Genomic DNA, 24,338 nt, shown 5'->3' on the forward strand with positions numbered 1-24,338 from the left:
GAAATCACTCCCATCTCAAATCTTTTCCATAGAACTTAATCGGTACAAATTTTTCAAAGACTCTTGAAAATACTCTGTCCGAATATGTCGCTGCCAACTCTTCTGGATCTAGGTTCGTTGAAAATAGACATTTCTTACCTGATAAAAGTCTCAAATTTATAATGTTAAACAGTTCTGCCGCCACAAGTTTGCTGCTAAATTCGCTTCCCAAATCATCTATGATAAGTAGGTCGCAGCTAAGTAGGGCTTTGAATTTGTTTTCGTCGAAGTTTATATCCCTTCTAAATCTTCTCTCTTCCAAAAAGTCAAAGAGTTCCCAAGAGGTTTGGTACACCACACTGTGTCCCGAATCTAAAATCTCTCTTGCGATGCAGTTAAGTAGGAATGTCTTCCCCTGTCCCGTCGCTCCGTAGAATAATAAATTCGAAAAATTTCTGTCCTCAAAATTTTTTATAAATCCCCAACATAGATCTAAAATTAGGTTCATATTCTGTCTCGGACTTGGAAGTCCTTCCAAGTACACTTCGTCGGAGAATTTTTCTATATTAAATGTTTCAAAATTTTCTTTTTCCAAACTATATTTTAGGTTTGAGCTTTCGTAGAGGCTTGAGATTATCTTTTTCTCAAAGCAGCTACATCTTCTACCATCTGGCAAAACTCCAGTGTCCTTGCAAGCCTTGCAACTATAGATTGGGTCTAAAAAATCCGTCGGAATATTGTGTGCAGCGAGAAGTTCTCTCTTAAAATCAGAAAGTTCTTCGATTCTCTTTTTGTAACTTTCCACTTCCTGTCCTTCTATGGACATAAGCGCCGCCTTTATCCCCAATGACTTTATTTCCGAGTCCACATCTTTAATCTGCGGTATACTCTCGTAGAGAAACTTCTTTCTATTTTCCAGTTCCTTCTCGTTTTCTTCCCTGAGATCTTCGAAGTATTCTCCTATCTTTCTATACACGTCCATATTATCACCTGTTTATCTTCTTCATCGCATCCATCATCTTCTGTCTCGCAATCTTTTCCAGTTCTTCTTTAGAATATTTAGAAGTTTGATGGTTGGTGCTGGTGAAGTTCTTCTTTATATTTACCTTTGGAGGTCTCTTTTCGCTTCTTACCTCTTCAACGGTCTTAAATCCTTTTTTACGCCAATTATCTATGACTCCATTTACATAGGCAACGGAAGGAGATTTTACATTTACCACCTTCGACGTTGCTTCCATAATCATTTCATCGCTGAAGTCGTCATACCAAGAGTTGATCATTTTAAAATCATACTTGTTGAATTCCTTTTTAGAAAGTCCGATTGCTTTCATAATCTTATTGTATCTAAAGTATTTTTCTTCGTGGGTTCTATTGTATTCGTCCAGATCTTCCAAGGTCCTTATATTTTTATCTGCCCAGTTAAGCACGATCTTCTCAACATATTTAATCGCATAGACGCCACGAATTTCCGATGCAAAGTAGAATGCTTCTTCAATCATAAATAGTGGCATATTGTAGATGGAAGTCCAGTTGTAAATATTCATCTTTTCCGAAGACGAAATAGATTTTCTAAGGTAGAACTCTATATTTGCAAAGAATTCTGCCACCCTAGAATTATCAAGTAGGTCGCTGACATCATTTTGCACTGGCACCACATTCCATATATTGTCTATATATAGCTCTTTTAAATTTACATAGCTGTAGATATTTTCTTCCCCTTCGTTTTCAACTTCTACGATTTGAAGGTCGCTCCAATATTTATAGGCCCTCTTGATGTCCGATTCCGTCATGCCTAAGATGTCCGCCAAGTTTTTCTCGCTGATGGAGTCGCCTTTGTTTTCTTGAAGAAGTTTTAAGCCCATTAGGTACACTTTTACAAATGCACCGTCAGCGGAAGGCATAAAATCATTTATAAATATATTTTCGATTATCGTGTAACCGAGGTCTTTTTCTGTTTTTTTATATTTAATCATAGCACCACTTTTTTCATTAAATAGTATCTGTGGAAACTCATTCCCAGTATATTTATTTTATCTTTTTTTTCGACAAATTGTAGTATTCCTCTCGGCAAAAATGTATACCAGGTGAGGATCCTTTTAAATCCCAAACTTTTGTAGAGGTTTAAGGCGCGAATATTGTCCGTATGTACTCTTAGATAAAAATTCTTTATCCCAAGTTTTCTATAGTAATCGATCATGGTCTCCATTGCATCTCTGCCATAACCCATACCTGTGTAGTCCGCTCCAATTGAAATCCCAAATGTTGCAGATTTGAAACGAGTGTTCACATTTTTAAGGGAGATAAATCCAATTCTATCCCGCCCCACATTTATCGTGTAGTAGTAGGTGTGCCTTAGAGAAATCTTCTCCTTGTACCAACGCTCTACATCTCTTCTCGTCATCTGTTTGAAATTGTAGTAGCGAAGCCTTTTATCTTCGTGTTCCTTATGATTTCTAAAACTCATTGCATCGTCAAGAGTAATAGCACTCATGTATACATTCTTTCCTTTAATCATACTACCCCCTTATATTATAACAGAAAAATCATTGTAACTTTTACAGAAGAGTAATTCATTGTATAATAAAATAGAGGTGTATAATGGATTTTTTAAAAACTAAATTTGAAGGTCGCCAGGTTGCAAGGATGTTTCTCGACGGAATAATCGTAGGAATCTTCGCAGGGCTTATTTCAGTTCTATATAGATTTATCCTTGCGTCTTTAGAAAAATATAGATATATTTTCTTCGACGGTTCAACCAGGGCGATTCTTGCAATCTTAATCGTATTTCCAATATTTGCAATTATAATTACAAAACTTTTGAAATGGGCACCCCTTAGCGGCGGTTCCGGAATCCCACAGATAAGAGGAGAAGTCATCGGTCGTTTCGACATGGATGAAAATAAAACCATAGTCTCAAAACTAGTGGGAGGATCCCTGGGAGCATTTGCAGGACTGAGCCTCGGAAGAGAAGGCCCAAGCATCCAGCTCGGCGGTTCCATTGGAAAAGTCATGGGCAAGATTCTAAAAAGAGACGAAGTTGAGATGAGCTTCATGGTTACAGCAGGAGCATCAGCAGGACTTGCAGCAGCGTTTAACGCGCCAATCTCCGGCACACTTTTTGCATTGGAAGAAGTGCACAAATCTTTTTCAAGATTTATCCTCGTGCCATGTATCATCGCATCAGTAATAGCAAACTATGTTTCCTACACAATTATGGGATTTGAACCATCCCTATCATTTAGATTTGTACACTACCTTCCACTTAATAAAATATATATCGGAATCATCATCGGAATATTTTCTGGAATCGTAGGAGTAATATTTAATAAAGGACTAGTTGGCTCACAAAAATTATATAAGAAACTTGATTCACTATTTGTAAGAATCTTAATCGCACTGGGAATCTCTGCAATCTTGGGCTACACAATAAAGGAAGTCCTAGGCGGAGGTCATGGAGTGTTGGAAGAAATCGCAAAATCAAGACTACCACTTATGTTTTTGGTACAGATATTGGTATTTAAACTAATATTCACATGGACCAGCTACGGCTCCGGCGCCCAAGGCGGAATATTTTTACCAGTCTTAGTCATAGGTGGAGTAACAGGAGCAATCGTCTACTATATTTTTAAAGGACAAGTGCCGGAAGAATTCTATGTTAACTTTGTAATCCTCGGTATGTGCGGAGTGCTCACATCAGTAGTAAGAGCGCCAATAATGAGTATACTACTAGTAAGCGAAATGACTGGATCCTTTGCCCACTTGATATTTTTAACCACAGCGGCGATGGTATCATTCCTCGTAGCAGAGCTAATGGAAAATCCTCCAATCTACGAATCCCTATACGAAGGAATCGTAAAGTCACAAGGAGATGAAATAACAGAAGATAACAGTAACTACAAAATGTATGAGTACAATGTAGAAGAAAACGGAAAATTAAAAGACAAACTCATAAAAGATATCTCCTTCCCAGTTAATCTAATGATTGTAGAAATTGATAGAGGAACAGAAAAAATCGTACCTAAGGGCGATACAAAACTCATGTCTGGAGATAAACTCCTAGTCATCGCACCAAAAGGCGACTTTTACAAAGTGGACGAATACTTCAAAGATTGACTTTGTAAATCTTTACCTATAAGATTAGACTGTAAAAAGGATTTGTAAAAAATCCTGTTAATAAAAATAATCGGAGGGAAAATGGATAAATGTATTTATTGCGGCAGCGAATATGCCTACCACGACGGAATGACATACAACTGCCCAGAATGCGGAAAAGAATGGACAGAACACACAATCGAATCGATGAAACTATACGATTCAGCAGGAAATGAAATACAAGAAGGCGACGACGTAATCACCATCAGAGATCTAAAACTTGGAAAAGACATATTAAAAAGAGGTATTAGATATCCTGATTAACTATAGAAATAATATTTATTTAGAAAGGAGGAAATAAAGTGAGTCAAGAAAATAATATAAATCAATCTTGCTGAGTTTCAATACAAAAAACCATTGGTACAATGGAAGAAATAAAAAATTGCCCCAAATGTCACGAAATAGGAGAAAAGGTTAAGAATATAACTGTAAAGCATATGGTATCAGAAAACCTTATGGGAAAGGTTGTAGATGAAGAAACTTACTATTTATGTATGAATGAAGATTGTGATGTCGTGTATTATAACTTAAACAATGAAAGAGTTTTTTATAAGGAAGATGTAAAAGTTCCTATATGGTTTAAAAAGGATGCAAATCCCAAATATATATGCTATTGCAACCAAGTTACAGAGCAACAAATTATAAACGCTGTTTTAGATGATGGTGCAAAGAATATTAAAGATATTATTAGACTTACAGGGGCAATGAAAAATGGAAAGTGCGAAATTAACAATCCTTTGGGAAAATGCTGTAGTCCTTTTATTCAAGAAACCATCAATAAGGCATTAAAAAGCAAATAATAGTTTGCGACACATAATTTATAAAGTACGTCACAACAGTAATAAAATTAAAAATAATAAAAAACTATAGAATTAAAATTTTAACGGTTCAGATGCAAAAGTCTGGGCCGCTTTTTTGTTTTCCCCGGAAAGGAGGTCACCTATATGGTAAATGATGAAGTTAATAATAAGACTATAAATATTGATATAAAAGTGGCTCAGTATTCAGCAAAGGATATTTTAAAAGCTATGAAAAAGATTATAGAAGATGCCGATTAAATAACAGAAGATAACAGTAACTACAAAATGTATGAGTACAATGTAGAAGAAAACGGAAAATTAAAAGACAAACTCATAAAAGATATCTCCTTCCCAGTTAATCTAATGATTGTAGAAATTGATAGAGAAACAGAAAAAATCGTACCTAAGGGTGATACAAAACTCATGTCTGGAGATAAACTCCTAGTCATCGCACCGAAAGGCGACTTTTACAAAGTGGACGAATACTTCAAAGATTGACTTTGTAAATCTTTACCTATAAGATTAGACTGTAAAAAGGATTTGTAGAAAATCCTGTTAAGAAAAATAATCGGAGGGGAAAATGGATAAATGTATTTATTGCGGCAGCGAATATGCCTACCACGACGGAATGACATACAACTGCCCAGAATGCGGAAAAGAATGGACAGAACACACAATCGAATCGATGAAACTATACGATTCAGCAGGAAATGAAATACAAGAAGGCGACGATATAATCACAATAAGAGATCTAAAACTTGGAAAAGGCACATTAAAAAGAGGAAGTCGCGCAAAGAGAATAAAAATACTAGATGAACTCCACGACGGTCACGATATCCTAGGAAGAATCGACGGCGTAGGAGAAGTATATTTAAAGTCATCGGTAGTAAAAGTATTAAAATAATAGATTATGCCTATTATTTTTTTATTTTTTCAACTACATCCACCCAGTCATCCCGAGCGAAGTCGAGAGATCTCGAATATGGTGAGGTCAGTTGAAAGGAATGGTTGAATGTAGTCTATACTCCTTCGACTCCGGCGGTTCCATTTTGTTCCACCGATTTGGAGCAGTTCCAAGTGGGACAAGTAAAAAAACAAAGACTATCTCAATAAATACTAACGCAAGCACAAGTATAAAATAGGTTAAAGTGAATTATCAGCCTATTTGTGATATAATATACATTAATAAATTAAACAGATAAGGGGTAATAATATGGCAATTTTTTATAAACCATTATGCCACTTATTAGTAGAAAGAGAAATGAACAAGGAAGACTAAAAAAGTTCTGCACACGTAACAAGTAACATAGTTTCAAGAATGAGCAAAAACTCTTATGTGAACTTAGAGTCATTAGAAAAGAGAAAAGGTTAACTCAACAAGAATTAGCCTATGAGTTAAGTGTAACAAGACAATATATTAGTCTTTTGGAACGTGGAGAGGCTCAAGCCACAATTTCAATAGCAATGGAAATTGCAAACAAACTAAATACATGTGTTTATACACTATTTGGCTTTGATAGGTTTGAGTGTGAGCAGTGCCATGAAGGCGTAGGAGGAAATTAAATGAAGAATATAAAAAAATTTTCAATAGTACTTTTGCTTTTTACATTAGTTTTTAGTCTGAATGTAGTAATGGCTGCGAAAAAAAACAACGATGTAAAATGTTTTTCAAGCAAAAATTTTTTAGTTGAATCTAGGGATACGAAAGGATCTACGCATTTTCAAATCCGCTTGTTAAAAGGAAGTGTAGCTATTTTTGCTAGAGAAAAATGGAAAAAAGGTGATACCGTAGTCATTAAGTTAAAGTCTTTAAAAAGAAATGATTTAGAAGTAGGTATTTTGCCTGCCGAAGACATTAACGCTGGCTGGGGCTATAATGCTTATGGTGCTCCTATAAAAAGGGTAGAAAACCCAGAAGATGATGTAAAATTTACTATTCCAAATGATGGAGAATATGGAATTTACGTTAAAGATATGAAATCAAATGCTATTTCTTTTCTAGAATTATTTAAGGGAAAAGAAATAGTATCTACAAAGTCGGAAGGGAAAAAATCAGAAAAAGATCATGGTCATAAATTAAATAAACATAATTGTATTGAATTTGAGTTAGAAGTAAATAAGAAATTTATAAATCCTTTAACTGAAACAGAAGGCTTGGAGTAAAATTATTCATGATGTTTATAATAATATCTGTAATAATAGGAATTGTAATAAATCTTATTTTTCCATATTATGTAAATGGTGGTTTGATGCATACAGGAGTTGGAACTTGTATTACTATTGGGCTAATAGCCATTAAAATTTTAAACGAGATTAAAGAAATAAAAGAAAAGTTAGATAAGTGATACTCAAATTTAAGTTTGATTTTAAGCATCTAGAGAATCTAGGTGCTTTTTTCATGTCTATTTTTAGGAGGTAAAATATTGGCAAATAGAATAAAAGGGATATTTGTTGAGATTGGTTGGTACTACCAAATTACAGACGGTTCTAAGACATCCAGAGGCAAGTGTCAGAATACCAGCCACAGTTTTACAAATTTTCTATATTGTATATGTATTAGTAATGATTCTATACCTTTTAAGATATTTAAAAAGAAAGATAAAATAATGCTGCAAATGTAGCATTTTTTTGTTTTCATTTCCTAGACTAGGTTAAATATGGGTTATACCCGTTGTTAAGATGGTATTCTTTATAAAATTCCAAAGGAATGCAGTCACCCTGAGCGTAAGCGACGAAGGAGCTGGAGTCGAATGGGTATAATCTACGAATGTAAAGCCTTTACAAATGAAATAATTTCAAAAAATATAATGGATAAGAATAAATATCTTATGGATGACCTAACCATATTCTTTCTTCTTCAAATCTTTTTTTACGAGGGAGAGGGAGGGAATTAACGTCTCTCGAAAAAACCTACGGTTTTCTCTTCGAGACTCGCAGTTTCCTCCATTCTCCCTCGAGCTCCCTCTACCCACCTCGCATTGGGCTTTTTGTTGAAGTGATTTTTTTATTCGGCTAAAATTTTCCAAACTCGCTACGCTCAAACAGTGGAAAATTTCTTAACGCCGAAAGCAAAAATCACATGCAGTGGCACTGACTATATAAGAATATGGATTACAAGTAAGGATTCTACGGAATAAATATGATTAATGCTTTTCCCACGGCTAACGCCTGAGGGAAAATAATTTAGTATCAATGCTATGGAAAAAGCCTTCTTCCGCTACGGGATACACAGTTGGAAAAGCTGTAGCACATTATTTAAATTAATAAAAAATAAAATGGGATAAATTATGGACAAAAATTTTTTAGTTCTAAATGAACAAGAATTAATGCTAGTTGATGGTGGATCATTTTTGATAGGATGTGCAGTTGTCGGTTGTATTGCACTTTTTGGTCTAGGATTATATAATGGATATAAAGATCCTAAGGATCAAAAAATAAACCGTTATAGATTGGAGGCGACTTTTCTATGAAATTTTTAAGAAAATCAATGGATTCTTATCCTACATATTATAAAATAGTAGGTATTCTTATACTTATGTTTCTTTTATATAAGTTTGGGTATTTATTTGGCAAGTTTGCTGCAAATATCAATTTGTAAAATGTGTGCTGATTATTTTTAAAGCTCAGCATATTTGTAAAGGAGAATAATTGAAAACAGAAATACTTAGAGTTTTTAAAATTGTATTGCTATTTATTTCATTATTTGTGATTAATATTATATTCTTTAAAATTATTTCACTTTTAGGGTTTAGTATTATTATGACAGATTTAAGTTTTTTGGTGCCTCCGTTATTTGCAACAATTGTATTGTTATTAATTAATAAATATAAAAAAACTAAGTAATTATTTGATAGGTTGTAAAATTAAATGTGACAATAGAATAAAATAGAAAACTCTGAATAATAGGTTATGCCTATTATTTTTTTATTTGCAATTTTTAAAAAATTTACGCCTTCGGCTGTGGAAGCAAGATGCTTCCGCTACAAAAATATATCATTACTTAGACTTATGTAAAAATAAATTTAGAAACTTCCTTCGAACTATACCATAGAATCCTTAATCACAATCCTTCGACAGATACAAACTGTGCCACTACAAGTGATTTTTGCTTTCGGCGTTAAGAAATTTTCCACTGTTTGAGCGTAGCGAGTTTGGAAAATTTTAGCCGAATAAAAAAATCACTACCAAAACCTCCCAATGCGAGGTGGGTAGAGGGAGCTCGATCGGCAGTCGAGTTCTACAAATCAGCCTTCATTTCATTCGGCTTCTTTGGAACTCTTTGCATAAGACCTGCAACGAAATCGGAGATTTCGGCTAGGGCTTTAACAAGGGAGGAAACTGCGAGTCTCGTTCGCAAAACCGTAGGTTTTTCGGTGCCTCCCGCTCCCTCGTAAAAAAAGATTTGAAGAAGAAAGAATAGGGTTAGGTTATCCATAAGATATTTATTTAAAATTATTTTACATTTTTGTTTTAGATGGGTTAAATATGGGTCAGATCCTTCGACTTCAAAGGCTACCGCCTTTTCCGCTCAGGATGACAAGTTGTTTAGACTATCGCTATATTGGTTTTAATTATTTGCAAGTTTTAAATAATTTACGCCTTTGGATATGGAAGCTGGTAGCTTCCGCTACAAAGTTTACTTTAAAGGAAGGGTTGTTTTACGGCTAACGCCTGAGGAAAGAGAATTTAGTATCGAGGTTGATGGAAGCAGATTGCTTCCGCCACAATATATCAAAAAAATAAATCTCCTCCCGAAGGAGGAGTTTAATAATAAGGTTAGCAAAATCTTCCACGGTTGGGGTCAATTTTACTTTCTGTATCAAAGAATGTGTCTATCTTTATATTATTTTCATCTGCTATTTTTTGTATCTTTTCTCTATCTTCTTCATTTTCATAAAGAATTGCTATTCCACAGCAGTGATCTACTTCTCTTGGCGTTGGAGCCATTGTTGATTCTATTCCGTCTAGCTTTTGATAGAGTTCATAGGCTACCTTTGAGTTTGGGACTAGGACATAGTGTAATATTTTCATCCTTTGTCCTCCTTTTTATCCAAGTATTTCTATGAATGCACCTATTCTTGTCTTTAGTTGTTCTGCGTCTTCGTCTGTGTAGTCGGTTTCTATTCCTATTACTGGAATGTTGTCTTCTCTTAGAGATTTTTCTACTTTTAATCCTTCTACATCGTATAGGTTACAGAATTTAAGGTTGACGTCGATTACTCCGTCTGCGTTATATTCTTTTACTAGTCTCTTGATGTCGTCGATTCTTTCCATGTTTGGTGTGAAGCATGCGCAGTTGATGTGTCCTAGATATCTTCTTGCTAGATTTTCTACCATTGTATCCATGTCTGTAGCTTCTTCGTCTACTAGGTTTTCACAGTATCTTAGTCCTGTACACATTTCTTCTCCTACGATTGATGCGCCTAGTGTTTCGATTATATGATGTAGTTTCCAGTTTGGTATTGATAGTGGTGTTCCTGTTAGAAGAATTCTCTTTGATCCTTCTTCGTATACGGATACGCCGTTTTTAACTCTTTCGTCTAGTTCATCACATAGTTTGTTTACCATGGTTGTGAATCTTTCTGGATCGTCGAAGAATGCGATTTGGTGGATTAGTAGTACGTCTACTCCACTTATTGGTACATTCTTTTGTTTTCTAAAGTTATTTAGTCTTTGTAGTGCACGTCTCTTGTTGTTTACTATTTCTATTGCTTTATGAAGTGATTCTTCGGTTATTTTGTTGCCTGTTAGTTCTTCTAGTCTTTCCATGTAACCTCTGATTTCTTCTTCCCAATGTTTAAAGTCTCTTTCTCTTTTTAGTTGAGGAATATCCATTATGTACATAGGTGCGTCTTCGGCTAATATTTCCCAAGCTTTTTTCTTTCCATCACAGGTTGTTTCTCCTACGAATAGGTCTGCTATTCTGAAGAAAGGACAGGTTCTATCAAATCTTGCACCTAGTGATGCTTTGATTAGTGGGCAGGTTGCTGTTGGTAGTACTTTTTCTCCACCTGGTACCCAGAATTGTGATCCTGAGCATAGTCCTGTTGGGATTGCTCCTGCTGCTATTACTACTTCGTCTGGTACGTGGATACAGAATGATCCTACTACTTTTTGTCCGTTTTTTTGTGCTTCTATTAGCTCAGCAGGTCTGATTCCGTGTATATCTCCAACTACCATGTTGAAATAATCCATTCCCTTTGGTCTGTTTTCTTGTGATAAGAATACATCTGAGAATGCTCCTGGTAGTACTTCACATAGAATATCATGTGTTGCTACATCCATTCCTAGGTCAGCCCACATCTTATGATTGTCTGTCATAAAATTAACCTCCATATTTTAAATAATGTTTAGATCTTTTGTAGCAACCTCTTACTGCATACATTCCGTCTCTTGGCTTGACTTCATAGCATTTGCTACAAAGATCTTCATTAATGCCATCTATTATCCCTCCGGGACATATGGCGAAAATTTCATACCTTTTTTGTTTGTGAGTTTTGTTTGCGTCTTTAAACTCTGGAGAATACATGTTAAGTACGTTTTTGTAAAGTTGTATCCTCTCGCTTAAATCTATAATATATCTTGAATAGAATTTTAAAAGAAATAGTTCATAACCGCCTATGGAGGTTTCTCTTATTTTTTCATAAAGTGAGTCTAACTCCTCTAGGTTTTCCTTTGCTCTTTCGAAAAGTTCTTCAGAAAATTCATAACGATCTTTTAGGTAGGAATGCAAATCGTAATGATTTACGACGTCCTTTTCTGTTGCTCCTCTTAGTTCTTCTTTTAAGACATGGCAGTAATCGTCTAAAACGTAGAACTTAGATGAGTAGAGTATCGGGCATTTGTCGGTTTTAAGATACACTAATGTGGATCTTACCTGATCACATCCTTCGTGAAATCCATATTCAAAAATATAGCTATCAAGCCCCTCAAGAGGAAGGGGCTTTATGCCAAATCCATACAGAAGTGCTATGTCTACGTCGCCAAAATAAGATGCGAGATTATCTGTACTCATCTTAGTTTCTATTGCTGTGACGAAAGACAGCCTTCTTAAATTTTTTAAGTCAGTGAAATTAAATATTCCTTTTTCAGGAAGTAGGCTCATGACAATAGCGCCGCTCCTATTGCGCCTGCAAATCTTGCATCTGGATCGGTGGAAACTTCTGCTCCTAAACGTTCAGAAAGTTCCTTAGTCATGTAAGGAGAGCTACAAAATCCTCCAGTTAGGAAGTAGTGGTTTGCTCTCGATTTTCTGCTTGCCAAAGATACGACTTTTGCACAGATGGAGTTAACTACTCCTGCTGCAATATCTTCCTTTGGAGTTCCTCTTCCCATTAGGGAAATAATTTCTGACTCAGCAAATACTGTGCAGGTTGAACTTATCTTAACTTCAGTTCCTTTTTCGGCAGATGTAAACATCTCATCTATGGAAAGTCCTAGTCTATTAGCCATGACTTCCAAGAATTTTCCTGTACCTGCCGAACATTTATCATTCATAATAAAGTCTACAACCATGCCATTTTCAAGCACTATGATCTTAGTATCTTGGCCGCCTATATCTATTATAGTTGCGTCCCTTCCTAAGAGAAATTTGGCACCGGTACCGTGACATGTTATTTCAGTCAAGGTTTTATCTGCATAAGGTACCGAAATTCTTCCATAACCGGTAGCCATTATTCTGGAATCTGAAAGGTCTCCGTATTTTTCTTCTAGATAGTCTTTGATCTTAAGGCTGGTTTCCTTTGAATTCCATCCACTTGGCATGAGTATTTTTTCAATTATTTTTTCTTTATTCGAATCCATAACTACGACCTTGCTGGCGGTGGATCCAATATCAATTCCTATACAGTACATATTCACCTCATACATTTAAATTTACCTTAGCTATATTCTACAACAAAATAATAAAAAATTCAAATTTTCATTTAAAGAAAGCAAAAATATTTTTGTAAAATTTTTTAGAAAAATAAAAAAGGATGTTTTTTTAACATCCTAGTCCTTTAAATACTCTTCTATTTTTAAAATAAGTTCATCTATCATCTCTTCTGTTAAGTTCATATCCGTCTTGAAGGAATGGGCTTTTTCTATAATCTCGTCTCTTACTTCTTTTTCAATCTCTATGGTTTCGTCACTTTCAAGCCTCTTTACATACTCTCCAAGCTTTTGCCACTTGGTCACAACCCTGTGCTCATCCTTTATATGATCCATTAAATATTCCAGAGTCCATCTTAAGTTGTTAGGTGTGGCTACAGATTTATGCGGAAGATTAATTCCCATTTTGTTTGCAACTTTTAAAAAGTCGTATAATTTGTTCCTATCCATATTTGAGAAAAAAATGAAACTTATGGCATGTGAGAAATTTTTATAATCTGGTTCACTTTTTTTATAATATAAGATATCTTCCATAGGAACTTTTAAATCCTTATCACCTGTATAGATGGTTTCAATGTCAAATTCTTTAGCGATAGCTTGTAATTTTAAGTTTAAATCCTTTGTAAATCCGTACAAAATTATTTTATCCATTGCAGTTTTACCTCCCTGTTGCTAAAATAAAATAGTTAATATGAGTTAAGGAGAACTTATGAAAAATAAAAATTTAAAAGGTTATTTATATACACTTCTCGGTGCAACCTTTTGGGTACTATCTGGCACCTGTGCCTACTACTTGATGAATGATAGAAGTATTCCCCCACTTGAACTAAGCACTTATAGGATGCTAATAGCAGGAAGCATAATGCTTATATACATTCTAATTAAAAATGGAAAAGAAGCCCTAAGGGTCTTTACAAATCTAAAGGACACCCTTGTGCTAATTTTATTTTCAATCTTTGGCATGGCAGCGATGCAGGTCACATATTTAATCACAATCTCCTATACCAACGCACCCACCGCCACAGTTCTCCAATATACCGGGATAGTGATGATCGTGGTGCTAGTGTGCGTGCTTGAGACACGTCTACCATATAGGTCCGAAGGATTTTCAATAATATTTGCAATCCTTGGAACATTCTTCCTTGCGACTAGAGGAAATATTCACACCCTAGTCATCTCCAACGAAGGACTCCTATACGGAGGACTCTCAGCAGTAGCTATGATGATATATACCCTTGTACCGCCAAAGTTATTAAAAAAATACGGAACAATAAATATAACTGCTCTCGCCACATTTATATCTGGGGTTATGATGATTTTAATCTCTAGACCACCTATACCAGAAAAAACAGATTCACTGATTATTCTTGCATTTATGGGACTTACATTTTTTGGAACGATCATTTCCTACACCCTTTACTTTGAAGGGCTATCCATCATCGGACCGGTTAAGACATCACTTATCGCCTGCGTTGAACCAATCTCTGCACTATTATTTTCAATGATGCTCCTTGGAGAACACTTTGTGTTTATGGATTTTGTAGGAATCATGTGTATCCTATTTGCCGTTGCGATTCTTTCGATAAAAGACCTTTGGGTAAAGGAATAGTTTGATAAGTAAAAATTTAAATAAATGAATTTAATCTCCTTATATTAAGGAGATTTTTTTGAAGGTTTTAGATACACTTAGGATTTGCAGCCTAAGAATCTGTCAAGAAAACCCAATGAATACAGTCACCCTGAGGGGCAGTCGAGTTCTGCAAATCAGCCTTCGCTATGCTTGGCTTCTTTGGAACTCTTTGCACAAGACCTGCTGCGAAATCGTAGATTTCGGCTAGGGCTTTGAACGGGTATAACCCTGGTGAGGTAAAATATTTATGAAAAAATATTTAATCTAAGGTAAAAAAAGCCTGGTAGTATTTACTACCAAGCCTTTTCTTATAAAACTTCTTCTGCAACTTCTCTACAAAGAGCGACCTTTTTCCATTGGTCTTCTTCTGTCAAAGCATTTCCTTCTTCGGTTGAAGAAAAACCACATTGAGGTGAGATACAAATATTTTCTTTAGCTATATATTTGCTCGCTTCTTCTATTCTTCTTTTTAAATCTTCCTTCTTTTCAAGCTCCGGTCTTTTTGATGTAACAAGACCAAGCACAACTTTTTTACCTGCTGGGATTTTTGCTAGAGCTTCAAAATCTCCACTTCTTTCATCATCATATTCAAGATAAAAGGCTGAAACTTTTTCATTTGCTAGTAAAAAGTCTGCTATCTTGTCATATCCACCGCTAAAGTGCCAAGCTGATTTGTAATTTCCCCTGCAAACGTGGCTCGTTATATTTAAATCTTTTGGAGCATTTTCTATTGCCTTGTTATTTATTTCTAGGTAAAGTCTTTTTAATTCATCTACATTTTTACCATTTGCTTCATATTCTTTTATTGAATCTTCATCTACCAAAGCTCCCCAAGTGCAATCGTCTAGTTGAACATTTCTGCAACCAAGATCATATATCTCTTGGAAAAATTGTCCGTAGGCTTTTGCAACATCTTCTATAAATTCTTGGTCGTCTTTATAAACTGAATCTTCCTTTCCAATTTGAGTGTACACATTTCTTAAAAATTGTGCAGGGGCTGGTATGGTTTGTTTTGCACACACTTCATCATCTTCAAATTCTTTTACAAATTTAAAGTGTTCTAAAAATGGATGAGATGTTCCTGTGATTTTTCCAACTATCTTAACTCCTTCTGGTCTAAGACTTGCTCCATGGAAATGAATTATATTTGCATCTTCTAATTCATATTTTTCTACACCGTTTAAACCCCAGAAGAAATCATAGTGCCACCAGCTTCTTCTAAATTCTCCATCTGATATAAATTTTAAGCCTGCTTCTTTTTCTTTTTTAATTAATTTTGTAATTTCTTGGTCTTCAACTTTTTTCAAATCATCCTTTGTAATTTTTCCATTTTTGAAATCTTCTCTTGCCTTTTTTAAATTTTCTGGTCTTAAAAAAGATCCAACTACATCAAACTTATAAGGCGCTACTTTCTTTGTCATATTATCTAATCTCCTTTTGATTTTTCTACTAAGAGTTCCTTTTTTGCAAGCAAGAAGTAATAAAAATCTATAAAAAAAAGTCCTTACTGTTATAAAAAACAATAAGGACGAAAAATTTCCGCGTTACCACCTATTTTGCATAAAAATGCCACTCTCAAGTACCAACATACTCTATCTCTATAACGGGAGATCCCGTATGAATCTAATATCGATCCATCCTATCAGAGGCCATGTTCACCTAATCGTAAATTTTGTCCTTCTCAGCTAATCGGACTTCTCTGTACAAATCACTCATAGATTACTCTTCTCATTATCTAGTTTAAATTTAACATGAATATATATTAACATCGGCTAAAAAAAGTGTCAACATATTTTTTAATTTATTTTAATGTCCGCCTTTAAAATGATTTTTTTGTTGCCTTAATCTTTCTTCTGTATCATCAATTTTATCTTTTATTTCTTTTGACTCTTGTCTTATTTGATCTAATTTTTTCACATAAAACTCCTTTCTTGTAATAAAAAAAGACGATAGAGTTTTTAATTTCTATCGCCTAAGATATTAATCATTCATCCTAAACATCTAATTTCAAATTTTCCATTTTCTTTGAGTTCAATGCAAAAGACATTGAAAATATTACCAAGTATATTATAAAAAGTACAATATTCCCATCTGACTTAGAAAATCCAAGCCTATTTAATGCAAATATTTCTATTGATACTAGCACTATAGACCCAATCAATCCTAAAACTATCCACAAGTCACCTTTCTCTAAATCAATAAAGTACATGGCTAAGTAGAAGATTGATACTAATTGTAATATAAGACCTAATAGAACATTTAACAAAGATATTAAGTCTGAAGATCCATAATCAAAATAATGCTTACCAAGATAAATTGATATATAATTCAAAATAATCAACATCAATATAGAAAAGAGAATAATAACTACTTGACTTATATATTTTGATAGTATTATATTTTTACTTTTTATTGGTAGCATGAATTCATATTTATATAATCTTAAATCATAATCTTTTCTTTGAGATAAAAGAAGCAACAAACTGTTAGCGAAAATTACTACTGCAAAATACGCAAAAACAACCATTTGTATATCAGCAAATAAATTTATTAGAATCCATACTAAAATTAAAAATGCATTCATTATAAAAATATTTTTAATGTTTTTATAATATATTTCTAACAACAACCCTTTCATTTATTAGTCTTCCTTTCCTGTTAATATTAATAACATTTCATCAAAATTAGGTTTATTCACAACAAATTCTTTATACTTATTCTTTATCTTCGATATATCTTTTACTAAAATATCTACCCTTCCAAATTCCTTCCTGTATGAAATGATGTCTGTTTTATCGACTTTTTCTAAATCCGTATCAGTACAACGAAGTATCCCATAGTTATATAACAATTCATCCTTTTCTTCACTCAACACAACTTTACCATTATCCATAAATACTATATAGTCAGCTATTTTTTCCAAATCTGTTGTAATATGTGATGATATATATACCGAGTGTTCTGGGTTTTCTATAAATTCTAATAATATACATAAAATCTCATCTCTACTTACTGGATCTAAACCAGAAGTAATTTCATCTAATATGAGAAGTTTTGTTTCATGAGACAATGCTATAGCCAACGATAACTTCTTTTTCATACCAAAAGAAAATTGTTTAGTTTTCTTATCTATTGGCAAATTAAATCTATTCAAATAATTTTTAAAATTATCTTCTTCCCAATTACTATAATTAAATTTCATTACCTCATTTATCTCATTAGGCGTTAATAATAATGAAAAGTTTGGGTCATCTAAAACAACACCTATGTGTTTTTTAATATCTATTTGATTACAATCTTCAGTACCAAATATCTCTATTTTTCCATCATCTATTTGAAACATTCCAAGTATACAAGAAATAGTAGTACTTTTCCCCGCTCCATTTCTTCCTATATTTCCTACAATAGATCCATAAGGTACTTCAATATTTATATTTTTCAAAGAAAAATCATTTGTTTTATTCTTTTTATTTAATCCAGATACCCTTAATGCTAAATTATTTTCATATGAATCCATCATTGCCCCTCCTCATATATCTTTTTTATTAAATCTATCAAATCATCTATTGAAATAGAACTTGATTGTATGCTCTTGACAATTTTCTTAGCTAATTCTTCCACTTCTTTATATGTTTCTATTTTTTGTAATTCAATATTTCTTGCTGATATAAAACTGCCTTTGCCGTGAATAGTTTCAATAAATCCATCTTTTTGTAAATTTTCATAAGCCTTTTGAACTGTAATTACAGCTACCTTAAGATTTCTAGCTAATACTCTCATAGATGGTATAGAATCTCCAGTTTTCAAATCTTCATTCATAATTTGTTTTTTTATCTGATTTTCGATTTGTTCATAAATCGGTTCGCTAGAATCGGTATTTATAATAATATTGATATTGCACCTCCTGTTCCAGAAGTGTACTTATGTGTACTTGTCGATTTAATAATACCACCAACAAAAAGTTTTTTCAACCCCTTTAATTTCCTAATTTTGAGTATAAAAAAAGACAATAGAGTTTTTAATTTCTATCATCTTAGATACTATTTCCATTTAATTTTTTAGTTAGATAAATTGAATTTGTTATACAATAAATTTACTTGCTAACTTGTACACTTGATTTATTTCTTGCCTTAATCTTTCTTCTGTATCATCAATTTTATCTTTTATTTCTTTTGACTCTTGTCTTAGTTGTTCTAATTTTTTCACATAAAACTCCTTTCTTTCAATAAAAAATCGACTAGTTTTTTATTTCTAATCGTTTTTCAGCTTAGTGTTTTAATACAACTTGTTTTGTTGCTTTTATTTTTTATCTGCCCATATTACAATTCCTTTTAGAGAAGCCGGACACAAAAGACACACAGCGCCTGTAGCTCGACACATTGCTTGATACCATGAGCGATAATAGAATACGGATTGTAACCGCAAAGGCAAAAGAGATTAAGGATGTCTAAGAAAGCAATAAATCGACTGTTTTGCTTTCCTACGGCTTCGCCTGATTTTAATTTTATCTATGTAAAATTAAAAATCTATCTAAAGATAAAGCACAATAAAATTTCGTAAATATAATCTTTAAACTTTGCTACTACCAAACTATGCAACTTCTGTGATTTTCCATGAGGCGTTAAAAAATTTGGGTGTCTGAGCGTAGCGAGTTCCCAAATTTTAGCCGAAATGTGAAAATCACTTCCCTGCTAATGCGAGGTGGGCAGAGGGAGCTCGAGGGGGATGGGAGGAAACTGCGAGTCTCGTCCGTAAAACCAGAGGTTTTATCGGCGAGACGTTAATTTCCTCCCTCTCCCTCGTAAAAAAAGATTTGAAGAAGAGAGAATAGGTTTAGGTTAAGTAAAAGATATTTATTTAGATTTTTTAATAATTTGCAAAGACTTTGCCCTCAGAGATTATACCCGTTCGACTCCAGATCCTTCGGCTCTTTCGCTCAGGGTGACTGTAGTTGGGAAGACTGTTTTAGCCTTCGGCTGTGGAAGCAAGATGCTTCCGCTACGTGGGATAAATTGCTTAATACCAAAACAAAAAAACTCCTGGTTTCCCAAGAGTTTTAATATTAAAATCTTAATTTTTTTATTCAACTATTAAAAAGTCTTTTATTTCTTCGTACACTGTCGGTTTATTTTATTTCTTATGTGATGAAATACTTAACATCAACAAAAGAAAAAACGTCATAAAAAAACAACTTGCTATCATATAATTTCTTATTCTAAAAAAGAAGTACAATGAGGACAAAAACGTCGTAAATATAGCTATTATCAATAGCATATTTCTGAACTTTTCTAATCTAGGTTTACGCAAAATAAAGCCTCCAAACTCTCTGACAATTATCTATTGCATGGTTTAATGCAGTAACTTCAACAATGGCTGCACCTGCCGCGGTAGCAGCTTACCCTTCTCTTTATTAGATTTATTTAATTATAGTATAAATATTAATTTCATTCAATCTTACATTGATTTAGTGTTTTGTTTTAGAGAATTTGTTGTGTTATTCCCCTTATTTTGCCATAAATTGCTTGATTCCCAAACAAAAAACTCCTGGTTTCCCAAGAGTTTCAAATAATATTTTCCTATTCACTTATCAAAAAATCTTTTATTTCTTCGTACACCGTTGGGTCGTTTTCGTTTAAGACTTCGTGTCTTAGTTCTTCTTTTAGATGGAGTTCTGCTCTATATCCGTCTTCTAAATATTCTTTGTAGACTTTCTTTACTCCTATTCCTAGGGCTCCTACTGGATCTTTGTCCCCGGAGTAGAACATGATGTCTGTTTCTTTGTTTCTTCCAGATCTTTCTACTTTATTCATCTCGATTATTATTTTGCCGAGCATTTTATATCCATTGGTGGTGAAGTTGTAGTTACATAGGGGATCTTCTTTGTATGTGTTTATGTTTTCGATGTTTAGACTTAACCAACTGAGTGGGTCTGTGCTCTTTAGCTTTTTTTTGTAACTTCCTGTGGTTAGACTGTTTAGAATCTTTCCTCTGTATCTGTCTCCTTTGAATTTTTCAAATAGACTTGCTAGATTGTAAAGCGTCTTGCCTTCGAATTCTGTCATGTGTCCTGTGCCCATGATGATTATCTTATCCAAATCGTATTTTGAGATATAGTTTCTCGTAAGGAATGAGCCCATTGAATGTCCGAGAATGTAGTAGGGTACTTCTTTGTTTCTAAGTTCTGATACTCTTCTTATGTCTTCTATTAGATTATCCACCGTCGCTTTTCCAAAGTATCCAAGATCTTCTTTGCTCTTTACCGAATGTCCGTGGCCGATATGATCGTGACCGATTACTGTTATGCCATATTCGTTTAAGTACTTTGCGAAGTCTTCGTACCTATCCACATATTCGCACATGCCGTGCACTATTTGAAGTGTTGCCTTTTCATTTTTACTCTTCCAAATATTGGTATATAATTGTGTTCCTTTGTAGGACGATTCTATATATTCACTCATTTTCTACCTCATCTCTTGTTACTGCATCTCTTTTTGCAACTTTTATTGTGTAGTCCACGCCTTCTATCTTTCCGCCTTCCCTTAATTTTGTGTTTACTTCTTTCAATGCAATACTCGGGCTATTGTTGTCGCTGGAGAGATGGGCGAGGATGATTCTCTCACCTTTTTTTCTTAGAAGTTTATTTAATATTTCTCCTGCATTTTCGTTGGAGAGATGTCCTCTGTTAGATAGGATTCTCTGTTTCGTCTGCCATGGATAGGTGCCGTTTACTAGCATTTCTACATTGTGATTTGCTTCTAAATAATAAATGTCGGAGCCGTCCATCTTCTTCATCATCTCTGTGTTGACCCAGCCTGTGTCTGTTAGTATGGTTGCTTTTTCATCTTTGGAATGAATGATAAAGCTGTTTCCTTCCTGACAGTCATGGTAGATTTCCATAGGTTCGATGTATAGATCCTTGTACCTAAATCCTATAGAGTTTTGAAATATTTTTATTTTTTCTGCATCTATTTTCTTAACTTGGCTCTCCATTGCCCGAAATGTAACTTCGCTTGCAAAGACGTCCATCTTGTACCTTCTGTGAAGCACTCCCACGCCTTTTACATGGTCTATATGCTCATGGGTTACAAAGATTGCGTCGATGGTAGAAGGGTCCACGTCGATATCTTTTAATAAACTTTCTATCTTCTTGCCGCTATGTCCTGCGTCGATTAATATTCTCGTGTTATTTTCTTCTATAAATATTGAATTTCCAGAACTACCACTTGATAGTGGAATTAATTTCATCTATTTTCACTTCCTACGTTTCGTCTTTATGTCTATGATATTGGATTCTTTGTTTTCCTTTAGGTATTCGTCATAGAACTCATCGAAACCTTCTACTTTATCCAGTTCATATAATCCGACATATTGTAGAAGGAATTTCTGTTCTTCTGTCAGCACATTTTCTCCCTCTCTTAAAAGTTTTAGATTTTTATAGAGGTTTCTTGCTTTGCTAGGATCTATTAACTCGCTTAGACTTTCCTTGTCCAATATGTTTTCTATAAGCATGGTGTTCATTTCACTTTTTGTTATGGTTTCAAAGAATTCAGAATCAGAAGTCATATCTGCTAATCTTTCTAGATCTAGATATTCCGTTATAAATCCTCTCTTTAAAAGAGTTCCATAGGCAAAATTATAAGCCATTCTAAAGCTCTTTAAATCCTCTTTGTGGAAAGTACCCCCATAGGTCAATTCCAAAAATGTATTGATTATAGAATCCTCGCCGCCTTTTGTCAGAGTCATCTTATCCTTTTTCAAAGGATATGCTGAAGATCTAATCTCCCAACATATTTGTAGCATCATATCCGTCAATTCGCCAGGGTAGATTCCAAGTTCAAATAGCCTTAGTTGTAGATCAAAATCACTTATGAGTCCGAGTTTGGTGTTAGATAGAATATTTTTGTAGATAAAGAGATTGTCCTTTATATTCTTTGCAATCTTACTTTCTCCCTCTTTTTCTAAAAATGTCGCTACAAATCTTACGAAATCCTCTAGTGCATATGTGTTTAGCATCATTCCCCTAGAGCAGACACCTTTTATATAATCAGGGAGATTTTTATAATTTTTATAACTTTCTCTATATTCGATAATTACTTTTAAAAATGTAGGTAGGTCCTCTTCTTCTATCTCTTCCTCTTCAAGTGAAGCCATTATACTTTCTGCAATGTCAGCACACTCTCCGTGAAGTTTCATAAAGATGATATTCGTAAGATCTGTATTTACTGAAAGAAGTTTAGAAAAAATTTCTGTCATTTTTGAATTTTGTAAATAAATAGGGTTTAAATAATTTTTTTTCTCATTCTTATATTTTCTTACTTTAGCGATTATGTCACTATTATATACAATAAACTTCGTCATATTAAATTCTGGAAGAGGCATGTAGGAGTCGATACAGTAATACTCTTTATCCAATATTAAAAGTCTTATAAAGAGCACCTCTCCGAGATCCTCGTCTTTAATTTCAAACGGTGAATATATTTTTATATCCTCTCCCATTATGATTTCATAGGCATCTATAATATAATAGTCTTTTGTCTTCTTTATGGAATTTATACTGCAAACAGCGGAGTAGGATCCATATGTACAAAATGTATCTCTAAACTCATGTTCATTCATTTTAAGATCCTCTTTTGCAAGCTTTCTATATTCCACAGTCTTGTCTAAAAACTCCGGATCATAATCTATAAAAGGAGAAGCAAATCTGCCGAAAAAATCATAGTAAAAAGCGTGTTTAAACACTTCTACCTCACCAGGACTTCTGCCAGCGAAGGCTTTTTCCAAATCTCTATCTATTAATTTTTTAAAACTTTTTACAAAATCAAGGTTTGATTTTTTCAAGTATATCCTCCATTTCTTCAAAGCATCGCAAAATATTTGCCACTTGGTAATTATATACGATACTAAGTTCACTCTCTTCGACTTCCTCTTCTGTAGTTTCAATACCGAAGTCTTCAAGAAGTTTAACTCTATTTTCATAATCCAAAACCTTAGGCTCCAAAAGATCCAAAAGATTTAAACTGATTTCAAGATTTTTAAAAATTCCTTTTAGTTCCTTGGCGTGGACTATGTCCATCTTTGGATGCATTATAGTTTCGTACTCCTTTAAAAGCTTTTCAAACTTTTCTTCAACAGATTTTCTGCTTCCAGAGACGAATTCTATATTTCTTTCGTCCCTCTTTATAATGTTAATAAAAATATTTCTTAAAATATCTCTTTGGGTGATAGCGTCGTTGTAAAAATCCAAATCTAGTCTAGGTCTAGCAACGATTAGGTTTACAAGAAGACCTACGAGCATGCCGATTATAGTTCCTATGACCCTGTTAAGTCCATATTGAAACTTGTCGATTTTTGAAAAATAGGACGCCATAAAGACTATACAGGAAAGAGACGCCATTCTATTTAATTTAAATTGTTTTAACAAAAAAAGTATAAGTAAAACTCCAAAACCGCACACGAGGATTTCCAAATAAGGATCTTCTGTAAGTTTTGAAAGAAGATATCCCAAAGTAACCCCGAAAACCGCGGTAAAACCTCTCTTGGTCACATCCTTTACACTGTCGTAAACAGAAGACTGCATCGAAGTGACACAGGCGATAGACGTATAAAGTGGAGTGTATAATTTAAAAATATATGAAAGATATAGACCAATCATCACCGCAACAGCAGTTTTAATCGATCTAAGACCAATTCTCTTATTTGATTTCACATAATTATCCATATTAATATTATAACATTATTATTCAGGTATATAAATCTTAAAGTTTTTAAATAATCCACAGCTTAATTCTTCGTCAATACCATTCTCCACAAAGTTTTCCACATTATCCACATGTTTTTCTACACATTTTTGCATTTTATTTTAGACTTGTGGATAAAAATAAAGTTTATGTAAAATTTGTGTAATT

28 protein-coding genes, 1 pseudogene and 1 other annotated feature are annotated in these 24,338 nt (G+C 33.8%); of the genes and pseudogenes, 12 read left to right on the forward strand and 17 right to left on the reverse strand.

From position 1 onward, the window contains the following. Positions 1 to 4: 4 nt before the first annotated feature. Genes HMPREF1252_RS04725 through HMPREF1252_RS09265 form a run of 3 tightly spaced genes read right to left on the reverse strand, consistent with a single transcriptional unit; the run spans position 5 to position 2,494 of the window. Positions 5 to 961: an ATP-binding protein gene (locus HMPREF1252_RS04725; RefSeq protein ID WP_023059568.1), complete on the reverse strand. Its 957-nt coding sequence runs from the start codon at positions 959 to 961 to the stop codon at positions 5 to 7. Positions 962 to 965: 4 nt separating this feature from the next. Further along, positions 966 to 1,952: a DnaD domain protein gene (locus tag HMPREF1252_RS04730; protein WP_023059603.1), complete on the reverse strand. Its 987-nt coding sequence runs from the start codon at positions 1,950 to 1,952 to the stop codon at positions 966 to 968. Continuing rightward, positions 1,949 to 2,494, reverse strand: a complete 546-nt coding sequence (locus HMPREF1252_RS09265; protein ID WP_023059609.1) for a GNAT family N-acetyltransferase — start codon at positions 2,492 to 2,494, stop codon at positions 1,949 to 1,951. The genes HMPREF1252_RS04730 and HMPREF1252_RS09265 overlap by 4 nt, the downstream gene beginning before the upstream one ends. Before the next feature lie 83 nt (positions 2,495 to 2,577). Here HMPREF1252_RS09265 and HMPREF1252_RS04740 point away from each other — a divergent pair, with 83 nt between their 5' ends. The 10 genes from HMPREF1252_RS04740 (at position 2,578) to HMPREF1252_RS04785 (ending at position 8,774) form a co-directional block, all read left to right on the forward strand. Next, positions 2,578 to 4,092, forward strand: coding sequence for a ClC family H(+)/Cl(-) exchange transporter (locus HMPREF1252_RS04740; protein ID WP_023059592.1), 1,515 nt, complete (start codon positions 2,578 to 2,580; stop codon positions 4,090 to 4,092). A gap of 81 nt (positions 4,093 to 4,173) precedes the next feature. Continuing rightward, positions 4,174 to 4,395 carry a PhnA domain-containing protein gene (locus tag HMPREF1252_RS04745; RefSeq protein WP_023059587.1) on the forward strand — a complete coding sequence of 74 codons (222 nt, stop codon included), beginning with the start codon at positions 4,174 to 4,176 and terminating at the stop codon, positions 4,393 to 4,395. 56 nt (positions 4,396 to 4,451) lie between these two features. Continuing rightward, on the forward strand, positions 4,452 to 4,931 hold the full coding sequence (locus HMPREF1252_RS04750; RefSeq protein ID WP_304412247.1) for a Csac_0668 family 2Fe-2S cluster-binding (seleno)protein: 480 nt from the start codon (positions 4,452 to 4,454) through the stop codon (positions 4,929 to 4,931). Positions 4,932 to 5,216: 285 nt separating this feature from the next. Beyond that, positions 5,217 to 5,429: a TrkA C-terminal domain-containing protein gene (locus tag HMPREF1252_RS04755; RefSeq protein WP_023059595.1), complete on the forward strand. Its 213-nt coding sequence runs from the start codon at positions 5,217 to 5,219 to the stop codon at positions 5,427 to 5,429. A gap of 82 nt (positions 5,430 to 5,511) precedes the next feature. Then, entirely contained in the window at positions 5,512 to 5,835 is a 324-nt protein-coding gene (locus HMPREF1252_RS04760; protein ID WP_023059612.1) for an alkylphosphonate utilization protein, read from the forward strand. A 446-nt stretch (positions 5,836 to 6,281) separates the two neighbouring features. After that, positions 6,282 to 6,494 carry a helix-turn-helix transcriptional regulator gene (locus HMPREF1252_RS10080; protein WP_081695919.1) on the forward strand — a complete coding sequence of 71 codons (213 nt, stop codon included), beginning with the start codon at positions 6,282 to 6,284 and terminating at the stop codon, positions 6,492 to 6,494. Continuing rightward, positions 6,495 to 7,094, forward strand: a complete 600-nt coding sequence (locus HMPREF1252_RS04765; protein WP_023059580.1) for a hypothetical protein — start codon at positions 6,495 to 6,497, stop codon at positions 7,092 to 7,094. Positions 7,095 to 7,102: 8 nt separating this feature from the next. Continuing rightward, a complete protein-coding gene (locus HMPREF1252_RS09725; protein WP_023059584.1) occupies positions 7,103 to 7,276 on the forward strand; it encodes a hypothetical protein in 174 nt (57 codons plus the stop codon). Between the two features lie 942 nt (positions 7,277 to 8,218). Next, positions 8,219 to 8,401: a class IIb bacteriocin, lactobin A/cerein 7B family gene (locus tag HMPREF1252_RS04775; protein ID WP_023059605.1), complete on the forward strand. Its 183-nt coding sequence runs from the start codon at positions 8,219 to 8,221 to the stop codon at positions 8,399 to 8,401. A gap of 178 nt (positions 8,402 to 8,579) precedes the next feature. Beyond that, the gene (locus HMPREF1252_RS04785; protein ID WP_008901133.1) at positions 8,580 to 8,774 is read left to right on the forward strand and encodes a hypothetical protein; all 195 of its coding nucleotides are present in this window, start codon (positions 8,580 to 8,582) and stop codon (positions 8,772 to 8,774) included. A gap of 933 nt (positions 8,775 to 9,707) precedes the next feature. Here HMPREF1252_RS04785 and HMPREF1252_RS04790 read toward each other — a convergent pair. The 5 genes from HMPREF1252_RS04790 to HMPREF1252_RS04810 all read right to left on the reverse strand — a co-directional run bounded on the left by HMPREF1252_RS04790 (position 9,708) and on the right by HMPREF1252_RS04810 (position 13,454). Then, positions 9,708 to 9,962 (reverse strand): DUF3343 domain-containing protein, encoded by a 255-nt coding sequence (locus HMPREF1252_RS04790; protein ID WP_023059615.1) that lies wholly within the window; start codon positions 9,960 to 9,962, stop codon positions 9,708 to 9,710. Positions 9,963 to 9,977: 15 nt separating this feature from the next. After that, a complete protein-coding gene (locus HMPREF1252_RS04795) occupies positions 9,978 to 11,252 on the reverse strand; it encodes a double-cubane-cluster-containing anaerobic reductase (protein ID WP_023059572.1) in 1,275 nt (424 codons plus the stop codon). A 4-nt stretch (positions 11,253 to 11,256) separates the two neighbouring features. After that, complete coding sequence (locus tag HMPREF1252_RS04800; protein WP_023059567.1) at positions 11,257 to 12,036, reverse strand: hypothetical protein; 780 nt, start codon at positions 12,034 to 12,036, stop codon at positions 11,257 to 11,259. After that, positions 12,033 to 12,785: an acyl-CoA dehydratase activase gene (locus HMPREF1252_RS04805; protein WP_023059593.1), complete on the reverse strand. Its 753-nt coding sequence runs from the start codon at positions 12,783 to 12,785 to the stop codon at positions 12,033 to 12,035. The genes HMPREF1252_RS04800 and HMPREF1252_RS04805 overlap by 4 nt, the downstream gene beginning before the upstream one ends. Before the next feature lie 138 nt (positions 12,786 to 12,923). Then, a complete protein-coding gene (locus HMPREF1252_RS04810) occupies positions 12,924 to 13,454 on the reverse strand; it encodes a DUF3783 domain-containing protein (RefSeq protein WP_023059582.1) in 531 nt (176 codons plus the stop codon). Positions 13,455 to 13,512: 58 nt separating this feature from the next. Here HMPREF1252_RS04810 and HMPREF1252_RS04815 point away from each other — a divergent pair, with 58 nt between their 5' ends. Beyond that, on the forward strand, positions 13,513 to 14,412 hold the full coding sequence (locus HMPREF1252_RS04815; protein ID WP_023059574.1) for a DMT family transporter: 900 nt from the start codon (positions 13,513 to 13,515) through the stop codon (positions 14,410 to 14,412). Between the two features lie 329 nt (positions 14,413 to 14,741). On the opposite strand, the gene HMPREF1252_RS04820 is transcribed toward HMPREF1252_RS04815, so the two are convergent. The 5 genes from HMPREF1252_RS04820 to HMPREF1252_RS09900 all read right to left on the reverse strand — a co-directional run bounded on the left by HMPREF1252_RS04820 (position 14,742) and on the right by HMPREF1252_RS09900 (position 18,639). Continuing rightward, positions 14,742 to 15,854, reverse strand: coding sequence for a 5-methyltetrahydropteroyltriglutamate--homocysteine S-methyltransferase (locus HMPREF1252_RS04820; RefSeq protein ID WP_023059618.1), 1,113 nt, complete (start codon positions 15,852 to 15,854; stop codon positions 14,742 to 14,744). A 100-nt stretch (positions 15,855 to 15,954) separates the two neighbouring features. Next, positions 15,955 to 16,177 (reverse strand) — a binding site (T-box leader). Positions 16,178 to 16,426: 249 nt separating this feature from the next. After that, on the reverse strand, positions 16,427 to 17,071 hold the full coding sequence (locus HMPREF1252_RS04825) for an ABC-2 transporter permease (RefSeq protein ID WP_023059585.1): 645 nt from the start codon (positions 17,069 to 17,071) through the stop codon (positions 16,427 to 16,429). A gap of 3 nt (positions 17,072 to 17,074) precedes the next feature. Further along, a complete protein-coding gene (locus HMPREF1252_RS04830) occupies positions 17,075 to 17,953 on the reverse strand; it encodes an ABC transporter ATP-binding protein (RefSeq protein WP_036746900.1) in 879 nt (292 codons plus the stop codon). Next, on the reverse strand, positions 17,950 to 18,327 hold the full coding sequence (locus tag HMPREF1252_RS04835) for a GntR family transcriptional regulator (protein ID WP_081695922.1): 378 nt from the start codon (positions 18,325 to 18,327) through the stop codon (positions 17,950 to 17,952). Before HMPREF1252_RS04835 ends, HMPREF1252_RS04830 begins: the two co-directional genes overlap by 4 nt. A gap of 186 nt (positions 18,328 to 18,513) precedes the next feature. After that, positions 18,514 to 18,639, reverse strand: coding sequence for a hypothetical protein (locus tag HMPREF1252_RS09900; RefSeq protein ID WP_023059599.1), 126 nt, complete (start codon positions 18,637 to 18,639; stop codon positions 18,514 to 18,516). A 113-nt stretch (positions 18,640 to 18,752) separates the two neighbouring features. On the opposite strand from HMPREF1252_RS09900, the pseudogene HMPREF1252_RS10085 reads away from it, so the two are divergent. Then, positions 18,753 to 18,884: pseudogene (locus HMPREF1252_RS10085) on the forward strand (transcriptional regulator); the annotation flags it as partial. A gap of 1,125 nt (positions 18,885 to 20,009) precedes the next feature. Here HMPREF1252_RS10085 and HMPREF1252_RS04840 read toward each other — a convergent pair. Genes HMPREF1252_RS04840 through HMPREF1252_RS04855 form a run of 4 tightly spaced genes read right to left on the reverse strand, consistent with a single transcriptional unit; the run spans position 20,010 to position 24,139 of the window. Next, on the reverse strand, positions 20,010 to 20,891 hold the full coding sequence (locus HMPREF1252_RS04840; protein WP_023059596.1) for an alpha/beta fold hydrolase: 882 nt from the start codon (positions 20,889 to 20,891) through the stop codon (positions 20,010 to 20,012). Further along, the gene (locus HMPREF1252_RS04845) at positions 20,884 to 21,678 is read right to left on the reverse strand and encodes an MBL fold metallo-hydrolase (protein ID WP_023059619.1); all 795 of its coding nucleotides are present in this window, start codon (positions 21,676 to 21,678) and stop codon (positions 20,884 to 20,886) included. Before HMPREF1252_RS04845 ends, HMPREF1252_RS04840 begins: the two co-directional genes overlap by 8 nt. 6 nt (positions 21,679 to 21,684) lie before the next feature. After that, on the reverse strand, positions 21,685 to 23,271 hold the full coding sequence (locus HMPREF1252_RS04850) for a hypothetical protein (RefSeq protein ID WP_023059583.1): 1,587 nt from the start codon (positions 23,269 to 23,271) through the stop codon (positions 21,685 to 21,687). Continuing rightward, complete coding sequence (locus tag HMPREF1252_RS04855; protein WP_036746902.1) at positions 23,252 to 24,139, reverse strand: aromatic acid exporter family protein; 888 nt, start codon at positions 24,137 to 24,139, stop codon at positions 23,252 to 23,254. Before HMPREF1252_RS04855 ends, HMPREF1252_RS04850 begins: the two co-directional genes overlap by 20 nt. Positions 24,140 to 24,338 lie beyond the last annotated feature (199 nt).

The sequence above is a fragment of the Peptoniphilus sp. BV3AC2 genome (genome assembly GCF_000478945.1).
Lineage (GTDB): Bacteria > Bacillota > Clostridia > Tissierellales > Peptoniphilaceae > Peptoniphilus_B > Peptoniphilus_B duerdenii.